Annotated in this window: 26 protein-coding genes and 5 tRNA genes; 7 read left to right on the top strand and 24 right to left on the bottom strand. The window is 48.7% G+C overall.

Features of this window, described 5'->3' with window-relative positions:
• Positions 1 to 32: 32 nt before the first annotated feature.
• The 10 genes from M2277_RS29770 to M2277_RS29725 all read right to left on the bottom strand — a co-directional run bounded on the left by M2277_RS29770 (position 33) and on the right by M2277_RS29725 (position 5470).
• Positions 33 to 1052: an ABC transporter substrate-binding protein gene (locus M2277_RS29770; protein ID WP_040681000.1), complete on the bottom strand. Its 1020-nt coding sequence runs from the start codon at positions 1050 to 1052 to the stop codon at positions 33 to 35.
• 117 nt (positions 1053 to 1169) lie between these two features.
• The gene (locus M2277_RS29765) at positions 1170 to 2837 is read right to left on the bottom strand and encodes an AraC family transcriptional regulator (protein ID WP_280756280.1); all 1668 of its coding nucleotides are present in this window, start codon (positions 2835 to 2837) and stop codon (positions 1170 to 1172) included.
• A gap of 272 nt (positions 2838 to 3109) precedes the next feature.
• Entirely contained in the window at positions 3110 to 3580 is a 471-nt protein-coding gene (locus tag M2277_RS29760) for a KGG domain-containing protein (RefSeq protein WP_006212378.1), read from the bottom strand.
• A gap of 191 nt (positions 3581 to 3771) precedes the next feature.
• Positions 3772 to 3854, bottom strand: a tRNA-Leu gene (locus M2277_RS29755).
• 38 nt (positions 3855 to 3892) lie between these two features.
• Positions 3893 to 3968: transfer RNA gene (locus M2277_RS29750), tRNA-Lys, on the bottom strand.
• Positions 3969 to 4116: 148 nt separating this feature from the next.
• A tRNA-Glu gene (locus M2277_RS29745) sits at positions 4117 to 4191 on the bottom strand.
• 115 nt (positions 4192 to 4306) lie between these two features.
• Complete coding sequence (locus tag M2277_RS29740) at positions 4307 to 4669, bottom strand: Type 1 glutamine amidotransferase-like domain-containing protein (protein WP_348537796.1); 363 nt, start codon at positions 4667 to 4669, stop codon at positions 4307 to 4309.
• 109 nt (positions 4670 to 4778) lie between these two features.
• Positions 4779 to 4867: transfer RNA gene (locus tag M2277_RS29735), tRNA-Ser, on the bottom strand.
• A 3-nt stretch (positions 4868 to 4870) separates the two neighbouring features.
• Positions 4871 to 4946 (bottom strand) — tRNA-Asn (locus M2277_RS29730).
• Positions 4947 to 4972: 26 nt separating this feature from the next.
• Positions 4973 to 5470 carry a SprT family protein gene (locus M2277_RS29725; protein ID WP_280756279.1) on the bottom strand — a complete coding sequence of 166 codons (498 nt, stop codon included), beginning with the start codon at positions 5468 to 5470 and terminating at the stop codon, positions 4973 to 4975.
• A 103-nt stretch (positions 5471 to 5573) separates the two neighbouring features.
• Between M2277_RS29725 and M2277_RS29720 the strand changes: the two genes are divergently transcribed.
• Together M2277_RS29720 and cmpA are read left to right on the top strand one after the other, a co-directional pair.
• Entirely contained in the window at positions 5574 to 5921 is a 348-nt protein-coding gene (locus tag M2277_RS29720; RefSeq protein WP_006212381.1) for a hypothetical protein, read from the top strand.
• Positions 5922 to 6004: 83 nt separating this feature from the next.
• The gene (gene cmpA, locus M2277_RS29715; protein WP_006212382.1) at positions 6005 to 6136 is read left to right on the top strand and encodes a cortex morphogenetic protein CmpA; all 132 of its coding nucleotides are present in this window, start codon (positions 6005 to 6007) and stop codon (positions 6134 to 6136) included.
• Between the two features lie 107 nt (positions 6137 to 6243).
• Here cmpA and M2277_RS29710 read toward each other — a convergent pair whose 3' ends face one another.
• Entirely contained in the window at positions 6244 to 6714 is a 471-nt protein-coding gene (locus M2277_RS29710) for a DinB family protein (protein ID WP_280756278.1), read from the bottom strand.
• A gap of 146 nt (positions 6715 to 6860) precedes the next feature.
• Between M2277_RS29710 and M2277_RS29705 the strand changes: the two genes are divergently transcribed.
• Complete coding sequence (locus M2277_RS29705; protein WP_280756277.1) at positions 6861 to 7421, top strand: CGNR zinc finger domain-containing protein; 561 nt, start codon at positions 6861 to 6863, stop codon at positions 7419 to 7421.
• Between the two features lie 61 nt (positions 7422 to 7482).
• Positions 7483 to 7926, top strand: a complete 444-nt coding sequence (locus tag M2277_RS29700) for a GNAT family N-acetyltransferase (protein WP_280756276.1) — start codon at positions 7483 to 7485, stop codon at positions 7924 to 7926.
• A gap of 189 nt (positions 7927 to 8115) precedes the next feature.
• Here M2277_RS29700 and M2277_RS29695 read toward each other — a convergent pair whose 3' ends face one another.
• The 12 genes from M2277_RS29695 to M2277_RS29640 form a co-directional block, all read right to left on the bottom strand.
• Positions 8116 to 10251, bottom strand: coding sequence for a Tex family protein (locus tag M2277_RS29695; protein ID WP_197477180.1), 2136 nt, complete (start codon positions 10249 to 10251; stop codon positions 8116 to 8118).
• Positions 10252 to 10789: 538 nt separating this feature from the next.
• Positions 10790 to 11140, bottom strand: coding sequence for a type II toxin-antitoxin system PemK/MazF family toxin (locus tag M2277_RS29690; RefSeq protein ID WP_006212388.1), 351 nt, complete (start codon positions 11138 to 11140; stop codon positions 10790 to 10792).
• 3 nt (positions 11141 to 11143) lie between these two features.
• A complete protein-coding gene (locus M2277_RS29685; RefSeq protein ID WP_028406492.1) occupies positions 11144 to 11425 on the bottom strand; it encodes a CopG family ribbon-helix-helix protein in 282 nt (93 codons plus the stop codon).
• A 226-nt stretch (positions 11426 to 11651) separates the two neighbouring features.
• Entirely contained in the window at positions 11652 to 12839 is a 1188-nt protein-coding gene (gene alr, locus M2277_RS29680) for an alanine racemase (RefSeq protein ID WP_148246550.1), read from the bottom strand.
• A gap of 96 nt (positions 12840 to 12935) precedes the next feature.
• Complete coding sequence (locus M2277_RS29675; protein WP_160164035.1) at positions 12936 to 13085, bottom strand: hypothetical protein; 150 nt, start codon at positions 13083 to 13085, stop codon at positions 12936 to 12938.
• 24 nt (positions 13086 to 13109) lie between these two features.
• Positions 13110 to 14222, bottom strand: a complete 1113-nt coding sequence (locus M2277_RS29670; protein WP_036642606.1) for a LolA family protein — start codon at positions 14220 to 14222, stop codon at positions 13110 to 13112.
• A gap of 232 nt (positions 14223 to 14454) precedes the next feature.
• On the bottom strand, positions 14455 to 15783 hold the full coding sequence (locus M2277_RS29665; protein WP_063480495.1) for an MFS transporter: 1329 nt from the start codon (positions 15781 to 15783) through the stop codon (positions 14455 to 14457).
• A 58-nt stretch (positions 15784 to 15841) separates the two neighbouring features.
• Entirely contained in the window at positions 15842 to 16342 is a 501-nt protein-coding gene (locus M2277_RS29660) for a winged helix-turn-helix domain-containing protein (protein WP_006212393.1), read from the bottom strand.
• A 174-nt stretch (positions 16343 to 16516) separates the two neighbouring features.
• Positions 16517 to 17077, bottom strand: a complete 561-nt coding sequence (locus tag M2277_RS29655) for a GNAT family N-acetyltransferase (protein ID WP_280756275.1) — start codon at positions 17075 to 17077, stop codon at positions 16517 to 16519.
• Between the two features lie 31 nt (positions 17078 to 17108).
• Positions 17109 to 18011 (bottom strand): alpha/beta hydrolase, encoded by a 903-nt coding sequence (locus tag M2277_RS29650; RefSeq protein WP_280756274.1) that lies wholly within the window; start codon positions 18009 to 18011, stop codon positions 17109 to 17111.
• Positions 18008 to 18436: an alpha/beta hydrolase gene (locus M2277_RS29645; RefSeq protein ID WP_280756273.1), complete on the bottom strand. Its 429-nt coding sequence runs from the start codon at positions 18434 to 18436 to the stop codon at positions 18008 to 18010. The genes M2277_RS29650 and M2277_RS29645 overlap by 4 nt, the downstream gene beginning before the upstream one ends.
• 172 nt (positions 18437 to 18608) lie before the next feature.
• The gene (locus M2277_RS29640) at positions 18609 to 19178 is read right to left on the bottom strand and encodes a GbsR/MarR family transcriptional regulator (protein WP_006212396.1); all 570 of its coding nucleotides are present in this window, start codon (positions 19176 to 19178) and stop codon (positions 18609 to 18611) included.
• 372 nt (positions 19179 to 19550) lie between these two features.
• Between M2277_RS29640 and M2277_RS29635 the strand changes: the two genes are divergently transcribed.
• The 3 genes from M2277_RS29635 to M2277_RS29625 are packed head-to-tail and all read left to right on the top strand — an operon-like array spanning position 19551 to position 22496.
• A complete protein-coding gene (locus M2277_RS29635; RefSeq protein ID WP_006212397.1) occupies positions 19551 to 20753 on the top strand; it encodes a quaternary amine ABC transporter ATP-binding protein in 1203 nt (400 codons plus the stop codon).
• Entirely contained in the window at positions 20746 to 21579 is an 834-nt protein-coding gene (locus tag M2277_RS29630; RefSeq protein WP_006212398.1) for an ABC transporter permease, read from the top strand. Before M2277_RS29635 ends, M2277_RS29630 begins: the two co-directional genes overlap by 8 nt.
• 2 nt (positions 21580 to 21581) lie before the next feature.
• A complete protein-coding gene (locus M2277_RS29625) occupies positions 21582 to 22496 on the top strand; it encodes a glycine betaine ABC transporter substrate-binding protein (RefSeq protein WP_006212399.1) in 915 nt (304 codons plus the stop codon).
• Here the strand turns inward: M2277_RS29625 and M2277_RS29620 are convergent.
• Positions 22460 to 22720: a hypothetical protein gene (locus tag M2277_RS29620; protein WP_280756272.1), complete on the bottom strand. Its 261-nt coding sequence runs from the start codon at positions 22718 to 22720 to the stop codon at positions 22460 to 22462. The genes M2277_RS29625 and M2277_RS29620 overlap by 37 nt on opposite strands.
• Positions 22721 to 22754 lie beyond the last annotated feature (34 nt).

Below are 22754 nucleotides of genomic sequence, written 5' to 3'. Positions count from 1 at the left end.
CACGCCTTATACGTTTATACTGGAACTTTTATTTACTTAGTCAGATTCTCGACTGCAGCTTTCAGGAACATAATTTTGCTGTATGCTGTTCCGCCTTGAGCAAGCGGATCGACCACATTGACAAATGCGGTGCCGTTCTTGAATGCGTTCAGGTTCTTCATGATTGGATCATTCTGCAGCTCTTCCAGTGCATTGGGCGTATCCTTGTTCTCATCTGGTGAGAACTGTACGAATACATAATCCGGATTCATCTCCGCAATTTTCTCTTTTGAGATCAATTCCTGTGCCTTGGCTGCCGCTACTTCTGCTGGTACTGCAATCCCCAAATCCTCATACAACACCGGGTTAAAGAATACGCCGGCAGGGTATATGTACATCTCGCCTGCACGAATACGAATCGCCAGAACCTTCTTGTCCTTCAGGCTATCTCCAAGGGTAGTTTTGACTTCTTCCAAATCTTCTTTATATTTGGCTATTTCCTGCTCAGCCTGCTCCTGCTTACCGCTTAACTCGCCAAGCAGTTTCAAGTTGCTTTCCCAGTTGGTTGACACATGGGAGTATGGAATCGTAGGCGCAATTTTGTTCAACTGTTCAATAACTTCAGGTTTGGCTTTGGACGATCCCAAAATGACATCAGGCTTCAGAGACAGGATCGATTCAAAATTCGGCTCCATTTTCTCACCGACCGACGTGGCTTCCTTCGTAATCGACTCAAACATCGGCGGGAATTTGCCTGAGAAGGTGATGGCTCCAACCGGATTTACATCCAGTACAATGGCGTCCTCCATCGCTTCAACCGCACCGGTGATGACAATACGATCCGTTTTTGCCGGAAGTGTGTATTCCTGATCGAGGTATTTCACAACCTTTGTATCTGACTCAGCGGTTTTCGCTTCTTCATTCGAAGTGCTCTCCTCCGCGGGTTTGCTCGTTTCTGCCGCACCGTTCGTGCTTGCTGCGTCCGTATCCTTAACTTCGTTGCCCTCTCCACAAGCGGATAACACCAAAGTGAATACCATCAACAGCCCTAAGACCCATTTCATTCTCTTCATCTCTCTCCATTTACCCCTTCCATGATCAATGATCACTTAATAATTGATAATGATTATCATTATTGATTATGGTATAGGATTTGCCCTTTTTTCACCATGGACAAATAACCGGATTCATCATGGACATTTTCCGGAAAACAACCGGAAGGCCTCCTCAGCCATATGCTCCATCGCGATGGGCGAGTACTCGCGCCAAGGATAAGAGGATAATTGATGGAATGATCCCTCTCTCACTGCTGGGAGCGTCATCCATTCCGGCGTAGCCTGCAATCTTCTCCAATGGGCCAGTGTCTCGGAATCCTGACGAATCAGAAGCAGAATATGCCCTGCGCAGCTCTCTTTGATCTGCTCCATCGTCAGCCCCCTGCCGTTCTCGAAATCCAAAGACAGCGCGGGCTGGAAATTAAAATCATCATATAATAATTCCTTCATGCCCGGATGACTGTAACTCATCAGCTCATCCTGATGCAGGCGTGCGGTCAAAAGGGTCCGCTGTCCCATCCTGCCAGGGGGGAGCTTCTCGCGGTAGGACGATATTTTCCGATGAAACCCTTCAATCCACTGCTCCGCCTCCGGCAGCTTGTCCAGCACTTCCGCCAACCCAAGCAGATTGCTCTGCCATCCCTCATGCTCTCCCGGCATCTCGTAGAGAGGGGCGATCAGCCGAAGCTGGTCCTTCTCCCATTCTTCTATTCCGTATGCACAAACAATAAGCTCCGGACGCGCCGAAGCAAGCTTCTCCAGATTCGCATATTTATTATGATTCTGACGGTACGCATCGAGATGCACCGGAATATCCGGACCGAGAACATTATAATAGTGTTGCGACCACTTGGGATGAAGCGGAGCTGCATATGGCGTGAAATCCAGCGGCATGACATAGCCCAGTAGGGTAGTTGAACCATACAGGGCCATTTTATTTTTCCTTGTCTTCATATACACCGAGGGAGAGATTCCAAATGCCTTCTTAAACTTGCGGCTAAAATAAAACTCATCCTTGTATCCCACCATATGCGCAACTTCCCGCAGCAAAGAATCCGAACCCAGCATCAGCTGCTTCGCCTTGTTCAAGCGCACATTCGCCAAATAGTCCATCGCGCTATGACCATACGTCTTCTTATACACCTCTACAAAATATTTAGGACTCAGCTCGGACAGGCCGGCTAGTTCGTCGATCGTTAAATCTTCATTATAATGTTCTTCAATATACTCCTTCACCCGCTCCAGCGCTTGTCTCTTGTCGTTCTTGGCGTATGGACCGCATCCAGCGACCATTGTATATAACAGCTCTTGAAAATCAATCTGTACCCTCCACTGTTTTAGGGGGTCCTTGCTGTGAAATTCCTTGTGCATCGTGCGGCAGACAAGATTCAAGCGGTCAGGGGAGCTGACAACGAATATGCCGTCATAGGGCGTGAAAGCTGCGTCGTCCACCTCATGCAATCGACCACAGCCCAACTCGCCTTCATAAAAACCAAAATGAAGGATCGCAACCGCCGTCAACTCTTGTTCCTCCACACTTCGATGATCGTCGCTCGTAATACCAAACGTGGATCCCGCCGCACAAAAATAAACACACCCCTTATTCATTCGGGTGATTTGTTCTGCCTGCTGCAAAGAGGCCTCCCCGCTAAGGGGGACGACCAGGGCCGACTGTACGGTCAGCTGTTGGTCAAGGGACAAGCTGTGTCCATGAACGATATCGATATTCCATAAACGGGCCATCAGCCCTCCGTATTCTTTCGGATCATTCTTATCACTGCTATTGCTCATCAGATTTAACATATATATTAGATCCCAACCTTAATTAATGAGAATGGTTATCATTATCATATAATTATCACACACCCTGTCAAATGTCCAGTGGGACCATCCTCTTTTCAGAATTGTCACAAGTATAGACCCAACATAAAAAAGCAGCCTTGCCTCCACAGGGAGTCATGACTGCTTCTTCAAATGGGATATATCTAATGAAGGTACATACAGGTGGGTCTTTAGAATGCGATATTTTCCTTCCCCTCCATGAGGAGCCTCTTCCTAGGCCCGCATATTCAGGGTTAATTCCGCCGAAGGCGCTGCCGGTTGCGAGCCCGGGCCTCGCCGCCCTTGCGGCCTGCCTCTTCGCGGCTCATCTTGGCATCTTCGGTATGGTTCTGATTTCTCGACTCTCCACCCATCTGGCCGATTTCTTGATAGAACTCACGTCCATGTGAGCTTGAGGTTGACTCTCCGCCTTTGCGTCCGATATCCTCATAGAAGTCCTTGCCATGGGTATCCGAAGTAGCTTCTCCGCCCTTCTGGCCGATCTCCTGATAAAACTCCTGATTATGCGAATTAGACGTAGATTCTCCACCTTTCCTGCCGATTTCCTGGTAGAAATCTCTATCATGAGCACGAGAGGTTGCCTCCCCGCCCTTTCGTCCAATCTCTTGATAAAATTCTTTGTTATGGTTGTTCGCAGTAGCTTCTCCACCTAAACGTCCTGCTTCTTCACGGCTCATCTTTCCATTGTTGTTGTTCTTAGCCATTCTGAATCACTCCTTATAGGTTATTGGAAGTTGTTGCTCGTCCACGGTATCATATTAACCTTGTGAACGGCGATGAAACATAAATTTTGCATAAATGCGCAAGTTTGCATCAAGGTCATCCTGCACAAAGTATTGATATACACGAAAAAAAAGCCCCGCACAAAGTGCGGGACTTTTTATCAAAATCTGTATGCGGTAGAGAGGACTCGAACCTCCACGGGTATACACCCACTACCCCCTCAAGATAGCGTGTCTGCCATTCCACCACTACCGCATAATACAAGGGTACATCCATCGATACTAAATAAAAAATGGTGAGCCATGAAGGACTCGAACCTTCGACACCCTGATTAAAAGTCAGGTGCTCTACCAACTGAGCTAATGGCTCTCGATGACAATCTTGCAGCTGCCATATAAGAAAAATGGTGACCTGTAGGGAATAACCTCTCTTCGTTCGAGACTGCGATGCTTATCCTAACGAAGATCTTGCTCCGACGAATCGACGGGGTTCTCATCCCTGAGGTTATATAAGAAAGTGGTGACCCGTAGGGGATTCGAACCCCTGTTACCTCCGTGAAAGGGAGGTGTCTTAACCCCTTGACCAACGGGCCACTTTAACCACGTCGCCGTGACGACAAGATTGAGTATAGCATAAATTTAAAAATGCTGGCAAGCTTTTTTTTCGTAAATTTTAATATTTATTTTCAGTGTTTTTTCGGCCCATAATCAGCCCAAGAAACCAGCCGCTAGCTGCGTTTCTGTGACGGTATTTCCCACACCCTGCACATGGTATGCATGAGCGTCCACTCTCGAGCTTACGATCTTATGCAGCTGTTCATCTATAAAATGCAAAGCAGCCCCATCATCGGCAGCATATCCGGATTGCGCCTCACCATTAAGTACAAGATTATGGTACGACGGCCTTCTCTTACTCTCGCCATCATAGTGAGGGCAATGGCTTCCCTTCAGCATACCCAACCCCTCAAGCTTGTACAAGGGTGCATTCAGCGGATCTGTAATCCCTTCTTCAAACCAGCATATGGAGCCAGCGCTTAACCCCGTTAATAAAACACCGAGACTGCGACGTATGCCTAACGCTGCTTATGCTCCGACGAACCCTATCCAGGGTTCTCATCCCTTTGCAAAAAAAAGCCCCCAATCACTTTGTGATGGGAGCTTTCTTCGATGTAACGCTAAACGGAGAGAGAGGGATTCGAACCCTCGCACCACTTACGCAGTCTAACCCCTTAGCAGAGGGTCCCCTTATAGCCACTTGGGTATCTCTCCATATGGCTCCCCGAACAGGACTCGAACCTGTGACAACTCGATTAACAGTCGAGTGCTCTACCAACTGAGCTATCAGGGAACATTAAATAGAATACTAATAATTTATCATGACTTCTTAGGGGAGTCAAGCGATAGAAGCGTAAGACGTCCGCTGCACTTGCCGCACCTGTACCGGGCCGGGTTCATCTTCCGTTTCCGCAAATACTCGGTCCCGCAGGCGCCGCAGCGCAGCATATAGCGATAAGGTTCCGGCTGGCGACCCGTTGCCTTGCCCTTCGGCAAAGATTTGCAGAATCGGCTTCCTCCAACGGCTTGCAGCAATTTTTTGAAATCGGCATCCCGATGCTGATACCCCCTCCCTGCAATATGCAAATGGTAATGGCACAGCTCATGCTTAATAATCTTCTCGACCTCTTCCCTGCCGTGCGTAGCAAGCTGATGCGGATTGATCTCGATATGATGGCTCTTCATAAAATACCGGCCGCCCGTTGAGGACAAACGCCGGTTAAAGGTCGCCTGATGCCTGAACGGAACCCGGAAGCTCTCCAGCGAAATTTTCTCAACCCAAGCCTGCAGTTCTTCATTGCTCATCTCGTTCATCATAACAATATCTGATCCTTCCTTTACCTTATAAATGCTACTTGAATTTTAACTTCTCTCTGGGCTACACTGTCAAGTAGAAAGTATGGAGGGAGAACCTGCAATCATGCCGAACATGCGTTACGTTATATTAAAGGGACACGAGGGGCTGCAGTTCGTCGAAATGCCTGGTGACCACGCTTACCAGCTCAGTGCTCTGAATTTACGCCTTAACAAGGAAATCGATAAACTCACCGCCCCAGGCAAACCTCAGCTGCCTCTTGCTGTAGCTGAATGCGACAATCTTGATCTGCTGCAGGAATCGCTGAGCATTCAAGGTGGTCTGGACTACATAAATGAGCTTGAGCAGGCTTTTGCTTCCCTTAACGAAACAGAGTATCCACTCATCTCGCTGCTAACCGAGATTCGGGCTCTTCAAGCCCAGCTTGAGCAGTGGTACGAGGAAGAGGCGTAATAATCGAGGTAGACCTGCACGCTTTGGGCTTTTTCCCCATATGCTATCCATACAGATGGAATTAGCAAGAGGAGGAGATACCCTTGCCGCAATGGCTCTGCAATCAATTAATACGTGCTTTCCGTAAAAAGGACAGACGTCAGATCAAGCTGCTGAACGAGTGCTGGTACTTTTACCGGAATTCACCGGGCGAAGAGAATTCGAATGCCCGATAGGGCGCTGCAACCGATCCATAAGTATGACAATAAGCCGGACTGCTGTCCGGCTTATTTTTGTGTGTATTTTATCATGATAGCTGAAGGGGAGCACGATCTACTGCAACTTACAGAAAGCTGCGCTTAGCCGGCCAGGAGCCTTGTAGCTTCCGCAGAAAAATAATTTGTCCCGTATGGTATGCATCATGCGTAATTAAGCTGGCTATCCGCTGTGGAGATTCGGTGATCTCTTCTTCCGGCATCTGTTCTATTTTTTGTCTTAGCGCAGTATGAACTTCCTTCAGCTGCTCCTGAGCTGTTTCCCACGCCTGCTGGCTTGGATCGTGTATGAGAAAAGTCTCGTCATTGCCGATTCCTTCGTTACTTAGGGGTGTCCCTTCCAATCTTGCGAGCAGCCGCTGCTTATAATACAGCAAATGCTGCACGTTCTCCCAAATGGAATTCGCTGCCTCCCCCTCCGGTTTCCAAAGAGCCTGCTCAGCCGTCACATCCTTCAGCGCAGGAAGAAGCGGCGGATACCAGTCCTCCTGCTCCATAGCGTTATCCCAGTAAAGTAACAACAGTTCTCGCATGTTCATATTCGATCGCCTCCATTTTAATATGTAACTACCTTAAATAAAATAGATCGTTACTGATAAACTAACATACTGCCGCCTCCATTACAAGTAACTAGCAACATAAATTTTTACTTGTTACAATAATGGAATGAGAAAGGATGAGTTTCATGTTATGGGATGATTTTCTGAACAGTGAATGGCATGACTGGAGAGGCAGCGGCCGGTCAGAGGACAGGCTTTATCGTGAGGATTGGCTCACCGATTTTATAAACGAATATCATCTTCAAATGACCCTGCCGCTAAAATCGGATGAACTGGATCTGTTAAAACAGCTTCGCTCCTTCCTCCGAAAATGCGTGCAGCACATCGTTGCGGGAGAACCCCCTTCCCGCCAGCAATTGGAGGAATTGAACCGCTGGATGGCCGCAGGGCCAGTCGTGCGCCAGCTTGGGATGCAGGGGGACCAGAAATTCGTGCTGACCTACACCCCTGTAAATCCGGATTTGCAGGTGTTATCCGCGGAGATAGCGGGTTCTTTTGCGCAAACCTTGGAACAAGGCGAGCTGACTCGATTCCGCATCTGCACCAACCCGGATTGTCTGTGGGTGTATTACGACGATACGCGCAACCGCTCCAAGCGATACTGTGATGACAAGGCCTGTGGCAACCTCATGAAAGTGAGACGGTTTCGGGCGAAGAAAAAGCAGCAAGCCGATATCGAGAACTAGGCTAGGGTTAGGGCGCTCAGTAGATCGTTTCTTATATTTAAATGGGTTGGAGGTAAAAATCATGAGTATAAAGAGGGTTACTGAAGCAGAATTAGCTTGGGTTAACCGGCAGTATGAACAAATCGGATTTATGCCAAGCAAGCTACAGAATGAAATCATTGCCATCGTTATGTCTCAAGGCCACTATGCCGGTGTTGGCAGACTGGTTATGTTGAATGCGCATGAGGCTGAGATGGGCGGCATTTATATACTGGATGCATTTCGAGGACAATCCCTTGCACAAGAGCTCGTTTCATACCTGGTAGAAGAATCGAAAAGACAGAACCTCAAGACGGTGTATTGCATTCCGTTTGAAGAGTTGCAGCATTTCTATGAGAAATTCGGCTTTCATGCATTCGATGCCCCTGCCTCCAATGCCAATCCCCGGATTTTAGAAAAATATCACTGGTGCCTCAAAACATACGATAAAAACGTCCTGCTTCTAAAGCTGACCCATGACGGGTAAGCTCTGGGTAATAAAAAGCAGCGGTATGCCGCTGTCTGAGCTTCACAAGCAGTAGAACGAATAAGAGCCGTAACTCCCAATGGGAGATACGGCTCTTTCATCATTTTATACGCCATTGCGTAAGGTTCGTTCGATCCGGGGATTGCTTGGATTGCTGTCGGCCAGGTGTTGAACTAATATGGGATCCTGTTACTGGTCCTTTGGCTTACGCATCGTCAAACCGACGCGGCCTTTCTTCAAATCAACGTTCAGCACCCATACCGTAACGTTATCTCCCACGGAGACAACATCCATCGGATGTTTCACAAATCCATCACTCAGCTGGGAAATATGCACCAGACCGTCGCTCTTGATGCCGATATCAACAAAAGCACCAAAGTCGATAACATTGCGCACCGTTCCCTGAAGCTCCATTCCCGGCAGAAGATCTTCGATCTTCAGCACGTCCTGACGGAAGATTGGCAGCGGCAGTTCCTCACGCGGATCGCGTCCCGGACGCTGCAAGCTGTCCAGAATATCACGCAGCGTTGGCACGCCAACCTCCAGCTTCACCGCGAGGTTCTCCGGCTGCTGCGCATCCAGCAGCTCAGCCAGCTCCTTGCTTCCGAGCTTGTCCAGCCCTACCTGAAGCTCCTGGAACAAACGGTCAACGACCGCATATGATTCCGGGTGAATCGGCGTACGGTCCAGAACGTTCTCCCCTTCCGAAATCCGCATAAAGCCCACGCACTGCTCAAACGTCTTGGCGCCTAGCCGCGGAACCTTTTGCAGCTGCTTGCGGCTTACAAACTTCCCGTTCTCTTCCCGGTATTTCACGATATTCTTGGCAATGGTTGCGTTGATCCCTGCCACGTACGAAAGCAGGGATGGCGATGCGGTATTCACGTCAACTCCGACATGGTTAACCGCAGACTCCACGACAGCTTTCAGGCTTTCCTCCAGATGCTTCTGGGTTACATCATGCTGATATTGACCCACGCCGATCGATTTCGGATCGATCTTCACCAGCTCGGCAAGCGGATCTTGTACCCTGCGCGCAATTGAAGCCGCGCTGCGCTCGGCTACATCCAGATCCGGGAATTCTTCCTGTGCCAGCTTGGAGGCAGAGTACACACTTGCTCCGGCTTCATTAACGATGAGGTAAGCAAGCTCAGGGTCAGCGATTTCCGCAATAATCTCTTCTGCTACAAATTGCTCCGTCTCACGGGACGCCGTCCCGTTGCCAATGACAATGAGCTTGATCCCGTATTTCGCAATCAGCTGTTTGAATTTCGCAGCAGCCTCCTGCCTCTTGTTCGCTGGCGGCGTCGGGTACGTTACCGCTACTTCAAGCAGCTTGCCCGTGTCATCAACCACAGCAAGCTTGCAGCCGGTGCGATAGGCCGGATCGACACCCAATACACAGCGTCCCTTCACCGGTGGCTGCAGCAGCAAGCTGCGCAGGTTCCCTGCAAAAATAGAGATCGCCTGATTCTCCCCTTTTTCCGTAAGCTCGCCCCGAACCTCCCGTTCAATGGATGGTGCGATGAGTCGCTTGTACGAATCCTCGATCACCGCGGTAAGAATATCCGATACGGATGACGGGCCCTTAAGCACCTGTTTGCCGATGTACCCATGAATGGATTCGGAAGGAACCTCAAGCCCCACCTTCAGAATGTTCTCGCGCTCCCCGCGGTTAATGGCCAAAATCCGGTGTGGCGGCATTTTCTTCGCCAGTTCCCGGTAGTTGTAATAGTTCTCATACACGGATTCCGCCTCGGTATCCTTCGCCTCTGAAGTCAATATGCCATGGTCCATACTGAATCTGCGCACCCAGGAACGAACGGTTGCATCGTCGGCTATATTTTCAGCCAAAATATCCATCGCGCCTTGCACTGCCTCTTCGGCCGAAGCCACACCCTTCTCTTCATCAACATACTTGACGGCCTCAAGCATCACATCGGCTTGCTTCGGCTGCGACCAAATCCACTCGGACAGCGGCTCGAGCCCCTTTTCCTTCGCGACGCTTGCCCGTGTCTTGCGCTTCTGCTTATACGGACGGTATAAATCTTCTACTTCCTGAAGCTTGACAGCAGCCGTGATCGACTTCCTCAGCTCTTCCGTCAGCTTGCCCTGCTCCTCTATGATGCGAATGACTTCCCGCTTACGGACTTCCAAATTGCGCAAATAGTTTGTCCGCTCTTCAATGTCACGTAATTGATTCTCATCCAGTTCGCCTGTCATTTCCTTACGATAACGTGCAATAAACGGTATGGTATTGCCCTCATCCAGAAGCTCAACGGTCGTACGCACCTGTTTCTCGGACAATTGAAGCTCTTTCGCCATTTGCTTGACGATCCGTTTTAATTCTTCCTTGCGAATCTGTTCTTCATTTACTTCCACAACAGCTTCTAATTCAGACAATGATATCCCTCTTTCTTCAATGAAACTATATTACCTATTATCCCAAACTTAAGCGCTCATTTCCACCTCATAGCTTACATCATAAGGGTTTAAGCTGTTTTTAATGTCGATTTCATCTCATTTTAAGATTCGCTTTATATTCTTAATAGTAAGAAAATGCTGCTGCCGGATATCCACACCTTCATGATGATCAGGGGGTCACCTTAGATGAATGACAAACAAGCCATTGCCTGGTCCGTTGCCTGCCTCCTGTTTATTGCAGTCGCGGTCACCACGGCCTACATTCTCATCCCAACTAACACCTAAATACGAATCTTCAATAAGAAGCGTGCTCCCAGCTTCTCATGCGCATCGCAGGCAGATGGCAGTGCGGCCATCTACGTAAAAACCCTCAAGGAGTTCGTCCTTGAGGGTTTTTATGGCCATCGTTCTATGTGGAACATGCAACGCTTGGATTGAATTAAAAATCAATCAAGCCCAGACTTATTTGCAGGGAATCATCCACCTTGCTCATCATTTCATCATCAAGATGGGTGATTTTGTCAGTTAGCCGCTGCTTATCAATCGTCCGGATCTGCTCTAGCAAAATGACGGAATCCCGATCAAATCCATGCGACGCCGCGTCGATTTCGACGTGAGTCGGCAGCTTGGCTTTTTGAATCTGTGCCGTAATGGCTGCAACAATCACAGTCGGACTAAACCGGTTGCCGATATCGTTCTGGATCACAAGAACCGGCCTTACGCCGCCCTGCTCCGAACCGACAACGGGTGATAAATCCGCAAAAAATACGTCGCCCCGTTTAACGATCACTGTCTACACCCCGCTTACTAAGCGGTCTAGAGTGTTGTCTGCATCTTCCTCCGCGTGAAACGCCTCAGAAGCCATGGTCAGGTTAATTTTGGCCATCTCCATATAACCTCGCTGCATGGATTCACGAATGTAACGTTTCTTCCGTTCATTCAGGTACAACTTCATGGCCTGCCTAATAAGCTCACTGCGGTTGGAATTTTCCAGCTGAGCGATCCCGTCCACTTCCTGCAAAAGATGATCCGGCAAACTGATCATGATTCGTTTGGTGTTCTGCATATTGGCCACCTTCTATCACACCCCCACAACCTTCTCGCCCTGTGCACCAGTATTACATTATTCAAGGAAATTTATACAAAAGAATATATATGCCGAAGGTATATCAAGTATGCTGCATATCATTATAAACTACAATCGACACTTTCGTACAGACTTTAGCGACATATTCCTATTTCGAGGGTGTCTGTACGTATTCCTTCTTTCCTGAATAAATTACTTGGGGCACAAAAGGCCTTTAAAGGTGATTCCAGAGTGCATTTACCGTCTTAACGGGTATATCGTCGCGTATATACTGACGTGGTACCCGGTGGGCAATCATGCAGACGACCTCGTAGTGGATCGTTCCCAGCTTGGCTGCCAGCTCATCTGCCGTGATGCATTCGCCAGATTGCTGGCCGATGAGTACAACCTCTTCACCAGCTTTAATTTGTTCCGCCTCCTCGGCGAAAGGTTTGAGCGATACCATACATTGGTCCATACAGATATTTCCGATTACAGGGGCGCGGCGGCCGCGTATCAGCACTTCCGCTTTACCGCTCAGCATACGTGAGAAACCGTCGGCGTAACCGATAGGAAGGGTTCCAATTCTCTCTTCCTGCTCTGTTACATATTTCGACCCGTAACTGATGCCGGAATGCGGAGGCAGATTTTTGACGTAGACAAGCTTGGTCTTTAACGTCATGACAGGGCGGAGGCTCACTGCCTTCCGATTCACCTCATCCGAAGGATACAATCCATACAGGCTAATGCCAATACGAACCATATTATAAGATAATTCGGGTGTATCGATGGCAGCAGCGCTGTTACCCGTATGTATGATCGGGATATGGTAGCCCTTATCCCGAAGAGCGTCCGCTACGCCCTGAAAACGGCGGTACTGTTCCAATGTATAGTCTTTGTTGTGTTCATCCGCTCTTGCAAAATGGGTAAACATTCCTTCGACAACAACCTGCGGTAGTGAACATGCTTCTTCTATAAAAGTAAGAGCATCTTCACCAGGAAGCAGGCCCAAACGACCCATTCCGCTGTCAATCTTGATGTGTACCTTAAGTGGCTTCTCCGGCTTGACCGGCAGTGCCTTTATCGCTTTGAGCACTTCCGAACTGAACAGGGTTATGGTTACATCATACTCATAAGCGGTCTCTACCGCCTCCGGTGGTGTATAACCGAGCACCAGGATCGGAATAGAAATGCCTCCTTGCCGAAGCTCGAGCGCCTCATCAAGGAAAGCTACGCTTAAGTAAGCCGCTCCCAGTTGCTGAAGTTCGCGTCCCACTTCTACAGCTCCGTGACCATACGCGTTAGCCTTCACACACGCAAGCAACTCCATGTGCTTGGGCAGCGCCTCACGAAAAGCGTTATAGTTAGCGCGCAGATGGTCCAGGTTGATTTCCGCCAGGGTAGGTCGATATATCGCTTGCAATTCCAGTCACCTTCTTACCATTTTGAAAAAAGCATTAGGTTTACATTAGATTAATGGTAATGTTCCCGCGAGCAACTGTCAATTGAGCCAAACTGCTTATTTCTGAAGCTCGCGGTACCCTTGTAGTGACGAAACTTGGTGAAACATCGGAATATCTGCAAGAAATGCAGGCAGAACCCCTGACGGATTGCCTTTATTTGGAAAATAGGCGAATGGCCCCATTGTCGGAATTTTGCCCTCCTTCAATGCTTGGTATCCGCCTACTTTGTATTATTTACCCGATTCTCCCTGCATGGAAGCAGCGACTTTCACCATTTCACTCACAGGAAGATTTGCGCTGGTGATTCGGTATTCGACTCCTTCTGTATTCCAGGTCAGCGTTCTTTGCTGATCGCCAGTGAGCAGCCCTACCGTTGTGAAGTCGATGTAAATCGCTTCGCCCGGTACGAGGGAAACCGCACGATCCACCGGTCTGGATTCCATAATCGTGTATTGGTACACGCCGTCATACTTCAGGATGACCGCATGATCCTTGCTCTCTGCAACCTCCATGGTGTCCTTATTGGTAACCCCGGCAGGAAGATACTCCGGATAAATAATGCCGAACGATCCCATGTCGCCGCCGGAGGCCGTTGGCGTCAAACCATCTGTTCCCTGGGCCCCATTGCCATCTGCTCCGGAAGCCACCGGCACTCCATTCTCGTCCACTTCCGCAAGCGTTCCCTTCGCATCACTCATTGCGCTCAGATTCTTGTTGGTATCAAACGATTCCTTCGTCAGATTGGTGTCAAATGTAAAGGTATTGAATTTAACCTCAACTACGACATTAGCTTCCGAATCCGATACTTGTACCTGTTTCGGAGTGTAATTGTCCTTGGCGAGCCATATCTTCTGACGAATCAGGGAATGGCTGTGGTAGTTCGCCGCCACATCGAACACGTAGCTATCCTTATCCTCGGCAAACTGACGGGTATTGTCGCTCAGAATGCTGCCCAGCAGCGTCTGATACAGATATACCTGTCCCTGATTATCCGGCCAGTCGCTCTTGAAGCGGAAGCTCTTGTTCAGGCTTGGCGTCAGGACGAACACACCGTCATCATTACGAAGCACGATTTGCGTAATATCCTTTTGCCCATTCGTTAAGCTGATCCGGTAGTAAGATGGTGACTGATACCATACCTCCACCTGGTACTCCTGCGGCGCCGAACCGGTATGTATGGTCATAACGCCCGCTCCCTGGTAAGCACCCTTGGCACTTTCCAGCTTATCAGCCACCTTGCCCAGATCCTTCACAACGCTGTCCGCATTTTTCTTCCCGCATCCCGCCAGTATTGTTGTTAAGCATAATACTACCGCGAGCAGCACCCATGAAATCCGGCGCATGTCATCATCCCCTTCAACACTTGTTTTGACTTGATTGATACATGTCTATGAGGGACTTGGTCACATTATGCAGACTAGCCTGACAAGCACCGTTACGGCAGGCCTCGCAAGGGGTTCATTGTCTCGGACAAGAAAAAAAGCCCTGGCGGATTCAGCGGATCGTTGATTCCATAAGGGCATATTTTCTTAAAACATCTTGATTGCTCTCATAAGTCATCCAGAGCATCCCCTCTTAAGGAGCTGAGTGAAGAGCAACAGACTCATCAGGGACAGCATTCGTATAGGGCGCGAACCATTCCTCATCCACATGGTCTGGAGATGGAAGGCCTCGTGTCATCGGATCAAAAATCCAGAATATACCTACAGCGAGGACAGCAGCCCCACACCCGGCGATCACAGATGAACCAGCAAACACAACACCCAGGGTTCCTCCGATCAAACTTCCCAGCGGCATCGCAATCCCGCTGATTCCGCTGGCTGCCGCCAATACGGTTCCCAGTCTCTTCTCGGGAATTGCCTTCTGGATGACCGAAATAATGATGACGTTCGTAACGCCTCCAGGAAACCAGGCCAAGCCGTACACCAAAACGACAAGCCAGGTCCATGGGGTAAATACGCTTAATCCCCAGGCAGCTCCGGACAAACAGAATGCACCGGCAAACAGATAGCCGAGCGGTAAGCGCTCAAGCTTCATATAAGGCGTCAATATGGCACCCAGGAGGCTTCCGCAAGCCGAAGCCATAAGCAGCATTCCATAGATGCTGGCCCCACCAAGACTGTCAGCAAATGCTGGCATGACCGTAAATGTTGCCCCGCCTGCTGCATTAATGACGATAATCCCGATTTGGATCCGTGCAAGAGGCGTTGCCAGCATGTAGCGAAGCCCTTCCTTCATGTCACTCCAATAACTTCCCATCGTGTTCCGAATACTTTTAGATTTTGATGAACTCGCCTCTGATATATTATTATCGTTGTTATCAGAAGTTTTGGTAGATTTCTTGATCTTCAATTGCGCGAACAACAGCGCACCGATGAAAAATCCGGCCGAATTCCATAAGTAGAGTGAAACTGCACCTAAAACCACAATCAGTACGCCGGAGATGGCGTTACATGCAACATCGATGCCCTGATTTGCAATCGAGAATAACGAATTGCCCTGTGTCAGCTGTCTTTTCTCAAGAATACGGGGGAGCGCCGTCATTTGCGCCGGATAGACCCACATATTCAGTGTCGATAAAATCGGGGTGATGGTCAGGACCAGACCAACCGTCAAGAAGTCAAAATAGAACGCAAGCGGTATGATCAATAACATTACCGCCTGAACCAGCTGGGTGTTTACCAGCAGTCCACGTAAGGGAACACGATCAATCATCGGACCGGACAGAATCTGAATGATTCGCGGCAGGATGGACAGGAAGCCGGCAATTCCGGTATACAAGGTTGAACCGCCGAGGTCATAGACCAGCCACATCGCTGCAACCGCATATAAACTGTCACCAATATTCGTTAAAATCCGGCCGATAAACAGCAGCACAAAATTTCGGTTCTTGAAAATTTCCATTCAGCTTCTCTCCATTTCGAAGTTTAATAGTTAAGCCTGGTAGAGGCCGTGTTGGCCTCTATTTATCTTCGAGCTCCGTTGAAATCACATTGATTCCGATTGCAAATTCCTGACTGTCGCTTGATTTCGTCGCGATGGTTTTGTTCACCCATTTCTCGAGCAGTTCCTTGAATTCCGTAGTCATCTCTTGATATTGATCGCCGTTCAGCTGCAGCCTCAGGCTTATCCTGGTTCGGGTCGCCGCCGCATAATCGTCGGCAAGGACGGGGTCCATCATTTGCGTTCCCTTGGTGTTAAACCACTTGGCTTTGGATTTATAATATTTCTCTACAATGCCGCCGACAGTCCGGGTCTCCACCAAATCTATTAATCCGCCGTCGTATAACTTCTGAATATGATAGTGAATGCTCCCTGGCGATTCTCCCAATTCGTCCGCTACTTGCTTGGCGGTTTTGGCCGTATCCAGCATGGTTCCGAGAATCTTCACGCGTTGTGCACTGCCGAGCAGCTTGGCTTGTTCCACCGATATCTCAATGCTCTGATTATGATCTTGATCCATGTTTGCCAGCACTCCATTCTAATTGAATTGTTCATTCCAATTCTGTAATTTGATTTGTTATTTCCGTTCATTCCATTTTAGTTTATCATTCTAATTTTCTAGATCGGTATGTCACAATAATAAACCACCTATTACCATTTGTAAATAGGCGGTTTATTTTTTTGTGTTTTTTTTCTAAAGAGGTTTGACCATGTGGTAATAAACGTGCCCGTTAATCATAATTTCCTTATCCGTGCTATACCCTCTTCTTTCATATAAAGAATGAGCGCGATGATTGTCCGTCACAACAGCGAGCGCGATTTTATCATACTGAAGTTCCTTCGCCTTCTTCTCCGCATGGCTTATAAGTGCCGAACCTATTCCCTTTCCGCCAAACTGCGGGGAAACGGATAAGGTATCGATATAATACTCATCCTCATCGGATTCTTTATCCAGGGCGATGGCCTTGTCATTTTTCAGCTTCCGCAAACGCTCCAGGATCGGACGATCCAGTTCCGCCACCTTATCGCCCCCGTATGCCACGATAATGCCCGCTACTTCGCCGTCTACCTCTTTTACGGCAGCCTGCCGGTGACTGAGCCTGCCTTCATCCGCATGAAAATATTGCTCCAGCACTCCAATCGCCTTCTCTTCGCTTTCTTCCCCTGTCAATTGGTGCGCTACATCGTGCAGCGCATCATACAATAGCCTTACCGCTGCAGGAGCATCTTGTTGTCTTGCTAATCTGATTGTCATGTCAGTTAAGCCTCCGATTACATTCAATAATTCAAACATCCCAGTCCTCAACCTCATAAAATAAATCCATCTCGGATGAAGCTGTAAAGGATCGACGGTTTAATCCGCTGGTTCCGATCTTCTCATGCAGTCCAAAACCTCTGGATACCTTGAAAGCAAAAGTTAAACCATGAGGTATCATTGCACTTCCTCTATACAAACCCTCTCCGCAGTATGGAAGCTCAAATCCGGCATAAATGGATGGATAGGGCGGTGTGGATGGTGGCACTTTCACCTGGACGGTGACCTTCACAAACTCGGGCATCTCATCCACGACCCTCATTTCTTTATCCGCGGTCAAACCCCCATATTGAAGAAACATACGGGTGCTGCCAAGAGCTCTGGGTGTGATGCTTCCGTCAGGCCATACACGAAGCACATCCGGATCCTCGACATGGAATGTCCCGTTCATGAGCGTTTGAACAAATCCACTGGTATATGTAATAACCGGATTCAGCTGTTTGAGAGGTCCGTTTATGCCCACAACGCTATCCCCATGGAGTTGAATAGAAGCTGGTTCTCCGATATGGCCAAAAAAATATAACAACGGCGCTTGAGCTCTGCCTGCCCAGTCTCTCTGACTGTGGCCTGCGCCCGGATCGAGGAACAGCATAAGATCCTCTCCCGGTACAAAGCCGTCATGAATGAGTCGCTCTGCTTCCACTCGGGCGTATTTTTCCATGAAGACCCCTTCTGCTCCGCCCATATCCAGCCATATTCGCAGGTTCGGATGCGTACCGTATCTTTGGTAAAATGGATATTCCTGCAGTTGGCCCTCAGTGTCAAACTCAGTCTTCACGAAAAAGGGTGACATCACGGCGATGCTTCCAAAAATCTCCGGACGGCGAAATCCTGTGTTATAGGTGACAATGCCGCCTGCCGAGGAACCCATCATAGCCGTGTATTCGGCCCTTGCAGCGTTCGAAAGGTTGCATTCATGTAGGGCATCACTTCTTCAATGATAAAGGCTTCATATTGTTCACCCGCAAACGGGGGGTCGGTCACCTCATGCATCCTTGGATTGTCATGGAAGTATTCGTTCAGTCTTTGATGGGGAACCGTTGCGATACCAACGATAATAATCTCCTCCATCCGTCCTTCGGAAACAAGTCGATCTGCTGTCTCATGCATCTCCCAGGACTCCCCGGTCACGTCTGCAGAAAAAACATGCTGCCCATCATGCATATAGAGTACAGCATAACGCTTCTCCGTATTCACATGATAGCTGGGCGGAAGATATACATACAAACTTCGGGTATTACCAAGGTTAACCGATGGAAAATCCGCGATTTCCACCATTCTTGAGGACATATTGACCATTCTAACCCCTCCTGCCTATTTTTGCACCACAAGGACCACTAAATGCTGCTTACACTGGCAAAAAACGTTACCTGAACAACAAAAAAGGCACAACCCGATAAATCAGGTTGTACCTCTGAGGTAAGCATTGCCTTACCCGTCATTATACTGGGGAATTTCCCCAATTTCAATATCAGGATTTACCCTCGGGCGGCTCTTTGGGCACATAATTAAAGATATCGCCATCCACAAAAGTATCGATCAAACGCTCCAGCCATTTATAATAGGCGACGGCCTCACGCATTTTAGCCTGATCCTCTTGCAGCACCGCTGCCAATACTTCATCATGCTCATGCTCCTTATGGAGCTTCTCGGTTTCATCCAGCGCTTTGCGCAGAACCATAATGTTGCTCTCCACCGATTTTCGCCACTTAATATCAAAGAAGTCCACGAAGCTCTGATACCAATCGTACTCGACTTCATACAGATCTTTGCGGGAACCCTTCTCCCACACTTTGTTTACCATTTTATAATCGAGCAGTGTCCGCACGCCTGTACTCATGCTGGTCTTGCTCATCTTCATTTCCTGTCCCATTTCATCCAGGTTCATCGGTTTATCCGCAAAATAAAGCAGTCCGTATAAATGCCCCGTTGAGAGTGGAATGCCGTACAAATCCATATTTCGTCCAATATTCTCAATGACACGCTTACGAATCTTATGCACGGCTGCCTGCCGTTCATCATCTAAATGGTACAAGCCCATGCTTGCAGCCTCCTCTATCTGTAGCCATCCAAGAAGTCATATCAACCTAACCAAACCAGGTGGACTCGAATTGTAGTGTGAACGATCTCAAAGAAATCTAATCAATCCCAATTCAACACACATTCTCTGATCTATTGTAGGGAAAGCTATTTTAAAAGTAAAGAAGATCGCTCCAGAGGATATAGGAGCATATGGGAGCATATGAAAGGATAACTTTGTACAGTTTTTACTGTACGTACTTTATGTACGGATATAACGTTTGATACTTTACGTATCGGTTGTTACAATGGGTGACATGGGTTTACGAGACGACATCGGTACAGACTCGGTCAATTGGACGCGTCTCTATACATTCTAAAAGGAGGAGTACTTTTGGCTATTCTGCAAGTTAACAAGGTCAGCAAATTGTTCGGCACGAATCCGGAACAAGGGATTCAACTGCTTGAGCAGGGCTGGGGTAAAACGCGAATTGCGAAAGAGAAAAATATAACGGTTGGCGTTAACCGTGTCAGCTTCGACATTCATGAAGGCGAAATCTTTGTCATCATGGGGCTGTCCGGCAGCGGCAAGTCTACATTGGTCCGTTTGCTAAATCGGTTGATTGAACCAACATCGGGTGAAATATTGATTCATGGCAAAGATCTTCGAAAAATGAATAAGGAACAGCTGCGGGAGGTTCGACGCAAGAAAATCAGCATGGTGTTCCAGAAGTTCGCTTTGTTTCCCCATCGCTCGGTTGTAGAAAATGTGGAGTACGGATTAGAGATTCAAAAGGTAGACAAGAGCAAGAGACGCGAAGCCGCCATGAAGTCACTTGAGCTCGTAGGCTTGAAGGGCTGGGAAGAAAAAATGCCCGACCAGCTTAGTGGCGGGATGCAGCAGCGCGTCGGGCTAGCCCGCGCACTGGCCAATGATCCAGAGATTCTGCTTATGGATGAAGCATTCAGCGCACTCGATCCCCTCATCCGCCGAGATATGCAGGACGAATTGATTGAGCTTCAGGACAAAATGAAGAAGACGATTGTGTTCATCACGCATGACCTGGACGAAGCCCTGCGAATCGGCGATCGCATTGCCCTGATGAAGGACGGCTCCATCGTTCAAATCGGAACACCGGAAGAGATCCTGACTCAGCCTGCCAACGACTACGTGGAACGTTTCGTGGAAGATGTGGATCTGTCCAAGGTGCTCACGGCTTCCCGGGTTATGCGCCGTCCCGAGACCATTACGATGGATCGCGGACCACGCGTTGCACTTGAGCTTATGCGCGAACGTGGAATCTCGAACCTGTTTGTCATTGACCGTTCCAAGAAGCTGCTTGGCGTCATAACGGCCGAAGATGCATCCGATGCGATGAAGAATAACCGCAAGCTTGAGGACATTCTTATCACGGACGGCCCGAGCGTCGGACCCGATACACTGCTGAATGAATTGTTTGAAATTACAAGTATGTCCAAAGTGCCATTAGCCGTTGTGGATGATAACGGCAGGTTGATGGGCGTCATCGTCCGCGGTGCTGTGCTCGGTGCTCTGGCTGGAGAAAGCAAGAGTGGGGAGGTGACGCAAGATGCCTAAGATTCCTCTCGCAAGCTGGGTTGATTCACTGGTCGAATGGATGGGAGACGTATTCTCCGGCTTCTTTGACGCGATCTCTTTGATCATCGAGAAAATCGTGCAGCTGTTTACGGATCTGTTCATGCTTCCTCATCCGTATCTGTTCATTGTCATTCTGGCTGTCATCGCCTATTTCTTGGGCCGCCTGCCACTGACTTTATTCACGGCGATCGGTTTTCTGCTCATTGATAACCTCGGCTACTGGTCGCAAACGATGAGCACGCTGAGTCTGGTCATCACGGCAGCTTTAATATCGGTTCTACTGGGTGTTCCGCTTGGGATATGGGCGGCTTACAGCAGGTCCGCATCCCGGATTATTATACCGGTTCTCGATTTTATGCAGACGATGCCGGCGTTTGTATACTTACTCCCTGCCGTCACATTCTTCAGTCTGGGTGTTGTTCCAGGGGTTATTGCTTCGGTTATCTTCGCGATTCCGCCAACGATTCGTCTGACTCGTCTCGGGATTATGCAGGTATCCGGTGAATTAACGGAGGCTGCGGATGCATTCGGTTCGACTTCCGGACAGAAATTGTTCAAGGTTCAGCTTCCGCTGGCCATGCCAACCCTGATGGCCGGCATTAATCAGACCATCATGCTGTCCTTGTCGATGGTCGTTATCGCTTCGATGATCGGTGCTCAAGGCATTGGTGCCGAAGTTTATCGTGCAGTGACTCAGCTGCAAATCGGGAAAGGGTTTGAAGCTGGCTTGGCCGTCGTTATTTTGGCGATTGTCCTCGACCGCTTTACACAAAATATATTTAAATCGAAAAAAAGGGGTGCTTAATTTTGAAAAATCAAAAGTTTTGGTTGTCGCTAAGCTTGGTCGCTATTTTAATCCTGTCCGCATGCGGCGGAAACGGCGGTACGGATGGAACTACGGATAATGGAGCAAACAGCGGCTCCACCGCTTCCCTCGGCGAACAAGTAAAACATGAAATCATCGGTATTGATCCAGGTGCAGGTATTATGAAAGCAACGGCTGCTGCTATCGAGGAATATGGATTGACAGACTGGAAACTGATCGAGGGTTCCGGTGCAGCCATGACGGCAACACTGAATAAAGCTATCAAGAACGAGGATCCTATCATCATTACCGGTTGGACGCCTCACTGGATGTTCGCCAAATATGATCTGAAGTATCTGGAAGATCCGAAAAAAGTATTCGGCGAAGCTGAAGAAATTCACACGATTGCCCGTCTCGGACTGAAGGAAGATCATCCGGAAGCTTACAAATTCCTAAGCAATTTCAAATGGACCTCTGACGATATGGGTCAAATTATGACTGCTATTCAAGAAGGGCAAGATCCGGAAGCTGCTGCTAAGGAATGGGCTGACAGCAACACAGAGAAAGTGGATGCCTGGCTTGAAGGCGTGCAGCCGGTTGAAGGCAAAACTTTCAAATTCAGTTATGTCGCATGGGATTCCGAGATTGCCAGCACCAACCTGCTGAAGGTCATCATGGAAGACAAACTGGGCTATAAAGTAGAGGCGCTTCAGGTCGAAGCAGGCCCGATGTGGACCGGCGTTGCCAACGGCGACGTTGATGCAACCGTAGCAGCTTGGCTGCCATTGACACATGCCGACTACTGGGATAAATTCAAGGACAAGGTCGAAGACCTTGGCGCTAACATGGAAGGTGTAAAAACCGGCCTGGTGGTTCCATCCTACGTGGAAGCTAATTCGATTGAGGATTTAAAATAAATACTTGTGAAGCCATCCCATGGAATATGGGGTGGCTTTTCTTCTAAAGAATGAGTCAAGATTGTCGGCCTGTGTTGGAGAGAGGATGTATCCGTTCCGGTCGCTGTTGAAACCAGGAAAACAGGATGATACTCTTGCGGCATTTTCCCGGTTTCAAAGGCGAACGCCAGGTCTCCTCCCTTGATACATCCTCTTTTCTTGACTTCGGCCTCCAATCTTTCCACGTAAAAAGAGCCCTCCCATTCATCTTGGGATGGC

Source organism: Paenibacillus sp. LBL (assembly GCF_029893715.1).
GTDB classification, from domain to species: domain Bacteria; phylum Bacillota; class Bacilli; order Paenibacillales; family Paenibacillaceae; genus Paenibacillus_AQ; species Paenibacillus_AQ glucanolyticus.
Note: the sequence above shows the minus strand (reverse complement) of the source record. Positions and strands in the feature narration are given on the sequence as shown.

Coding starts and splice junctions, on each gene's coding strand:
- M2277_RS29770 (WP_040681000.1), bottom strand. CDS start 1,052: ATGAAGAGAATGAAATGGGTCTTAGGGCTGTTGATGGTATTCACTTTG.
- M2277_RS29765 (WP_280756280.1), bottom strand. CDS start 2,837: ATGTTAAATCTGATGAGCAATAGCAGTGATAAGAATGATCCGAAAGAA.
- M2277_RS29760 (WP_006212378.1), bottom strand. CDS start 3,580: ATGGCTAAGAACAACAACAATGGAAAGATGAGCCGTGAAGAAGCAGGA.
- M2277_RS29725 (WP_280756279.1), bottom strand. CDS start 5,470: ATGATGAACGAGATGAGCAATGAAGAACTGCAGGCTTGGGTTGAGAAA.
- M2277_RS29720 (WP_006212381.1), top strand. CDS start 5,574: ATGCCGAACATGCGTTACGTTATATTAAAGGGACACGAGGGGCTGCAG.
- M2277_RS29710 (WP_280756278.1), bottom strand. CDS start 6,714: ATGAACATGCGAGAACTGTTGTTACTTTACTGGGATAACGCTATGGAG.
- M2277_RS29705 (WP_280756277.1), top strand. CDS start 6,861: ATGTTATGGGATGATTTTCTGAACAGTGAATGGCATGACTGGAGAGGC.
- M2277_RS29700 (WP_280756276.1), top strand. CDS start 7,483: ATGAGTATAAAGAGGGTTACTGAAGCAGAATTAGCTTGGGTTAACCGG.
- M2277_RS29695 (WP_197477180.1), bottom strand. CDS start 10,251: ATGGCGAAAGAGCTTCAATTGTCCGAGAAACAGGTGCGTACGACCGTT.
- M2277_RS29670 (WP_036642606.1), bottom strand. CDS start 14,222: ATGCGCCGGATTTCATGGGTGCTGCTCGCGGTAGTATTATGCTTAACA.
- M2277_RS29665 (WP_063480495.1), bottom strand. CDS start 15,783: ATGGAAATTTTCAAGAACCGAAATTTTGTGCTGCTGTTTATCGGCCGG.
- M2277_RS29660 (WP_006212393.1), bottom strand. CDS start 16,342: ATGGATCAAGATCATAATCAGAGCATTGAGATATCGGTGGAACAAGCC.
- M2277_RS29655 (WP_280756275.1), bottom strand. CDS start 17,077: ATGACAATCAGATTAGCAAGACAACAAGATGCTCCTGCAGCGGTAAGG.
- M2277_RS29650 (WP_280756274.1), bottom strand. CDS start 18,011: ATGATGGGTTCCTCGGCAGGCGGCATTGTCACCTATAACACAGGATTT.
- M2277_RS29645 (WP_280756273.1), bottom strand. CDS start 18,436: ATGGTCAATATGTCCTCAAGAATGGTGGAAATCGCGGATTTTCCATCG.
- M2277_RS29640 (WP_006212396.1), bottom strand. CDS start 19,178: ATGGGCTTGTACCATTTAGATGATGAACGGCAGGCAGCCGTGCATAAG.
- M2277_RS29630 (WP_006212398.1), top strand. CDS start 20,746: ATGCCTAAGATTCCTCTCGCAAGCTGGGTTGATTCACTGGTCGAATGG.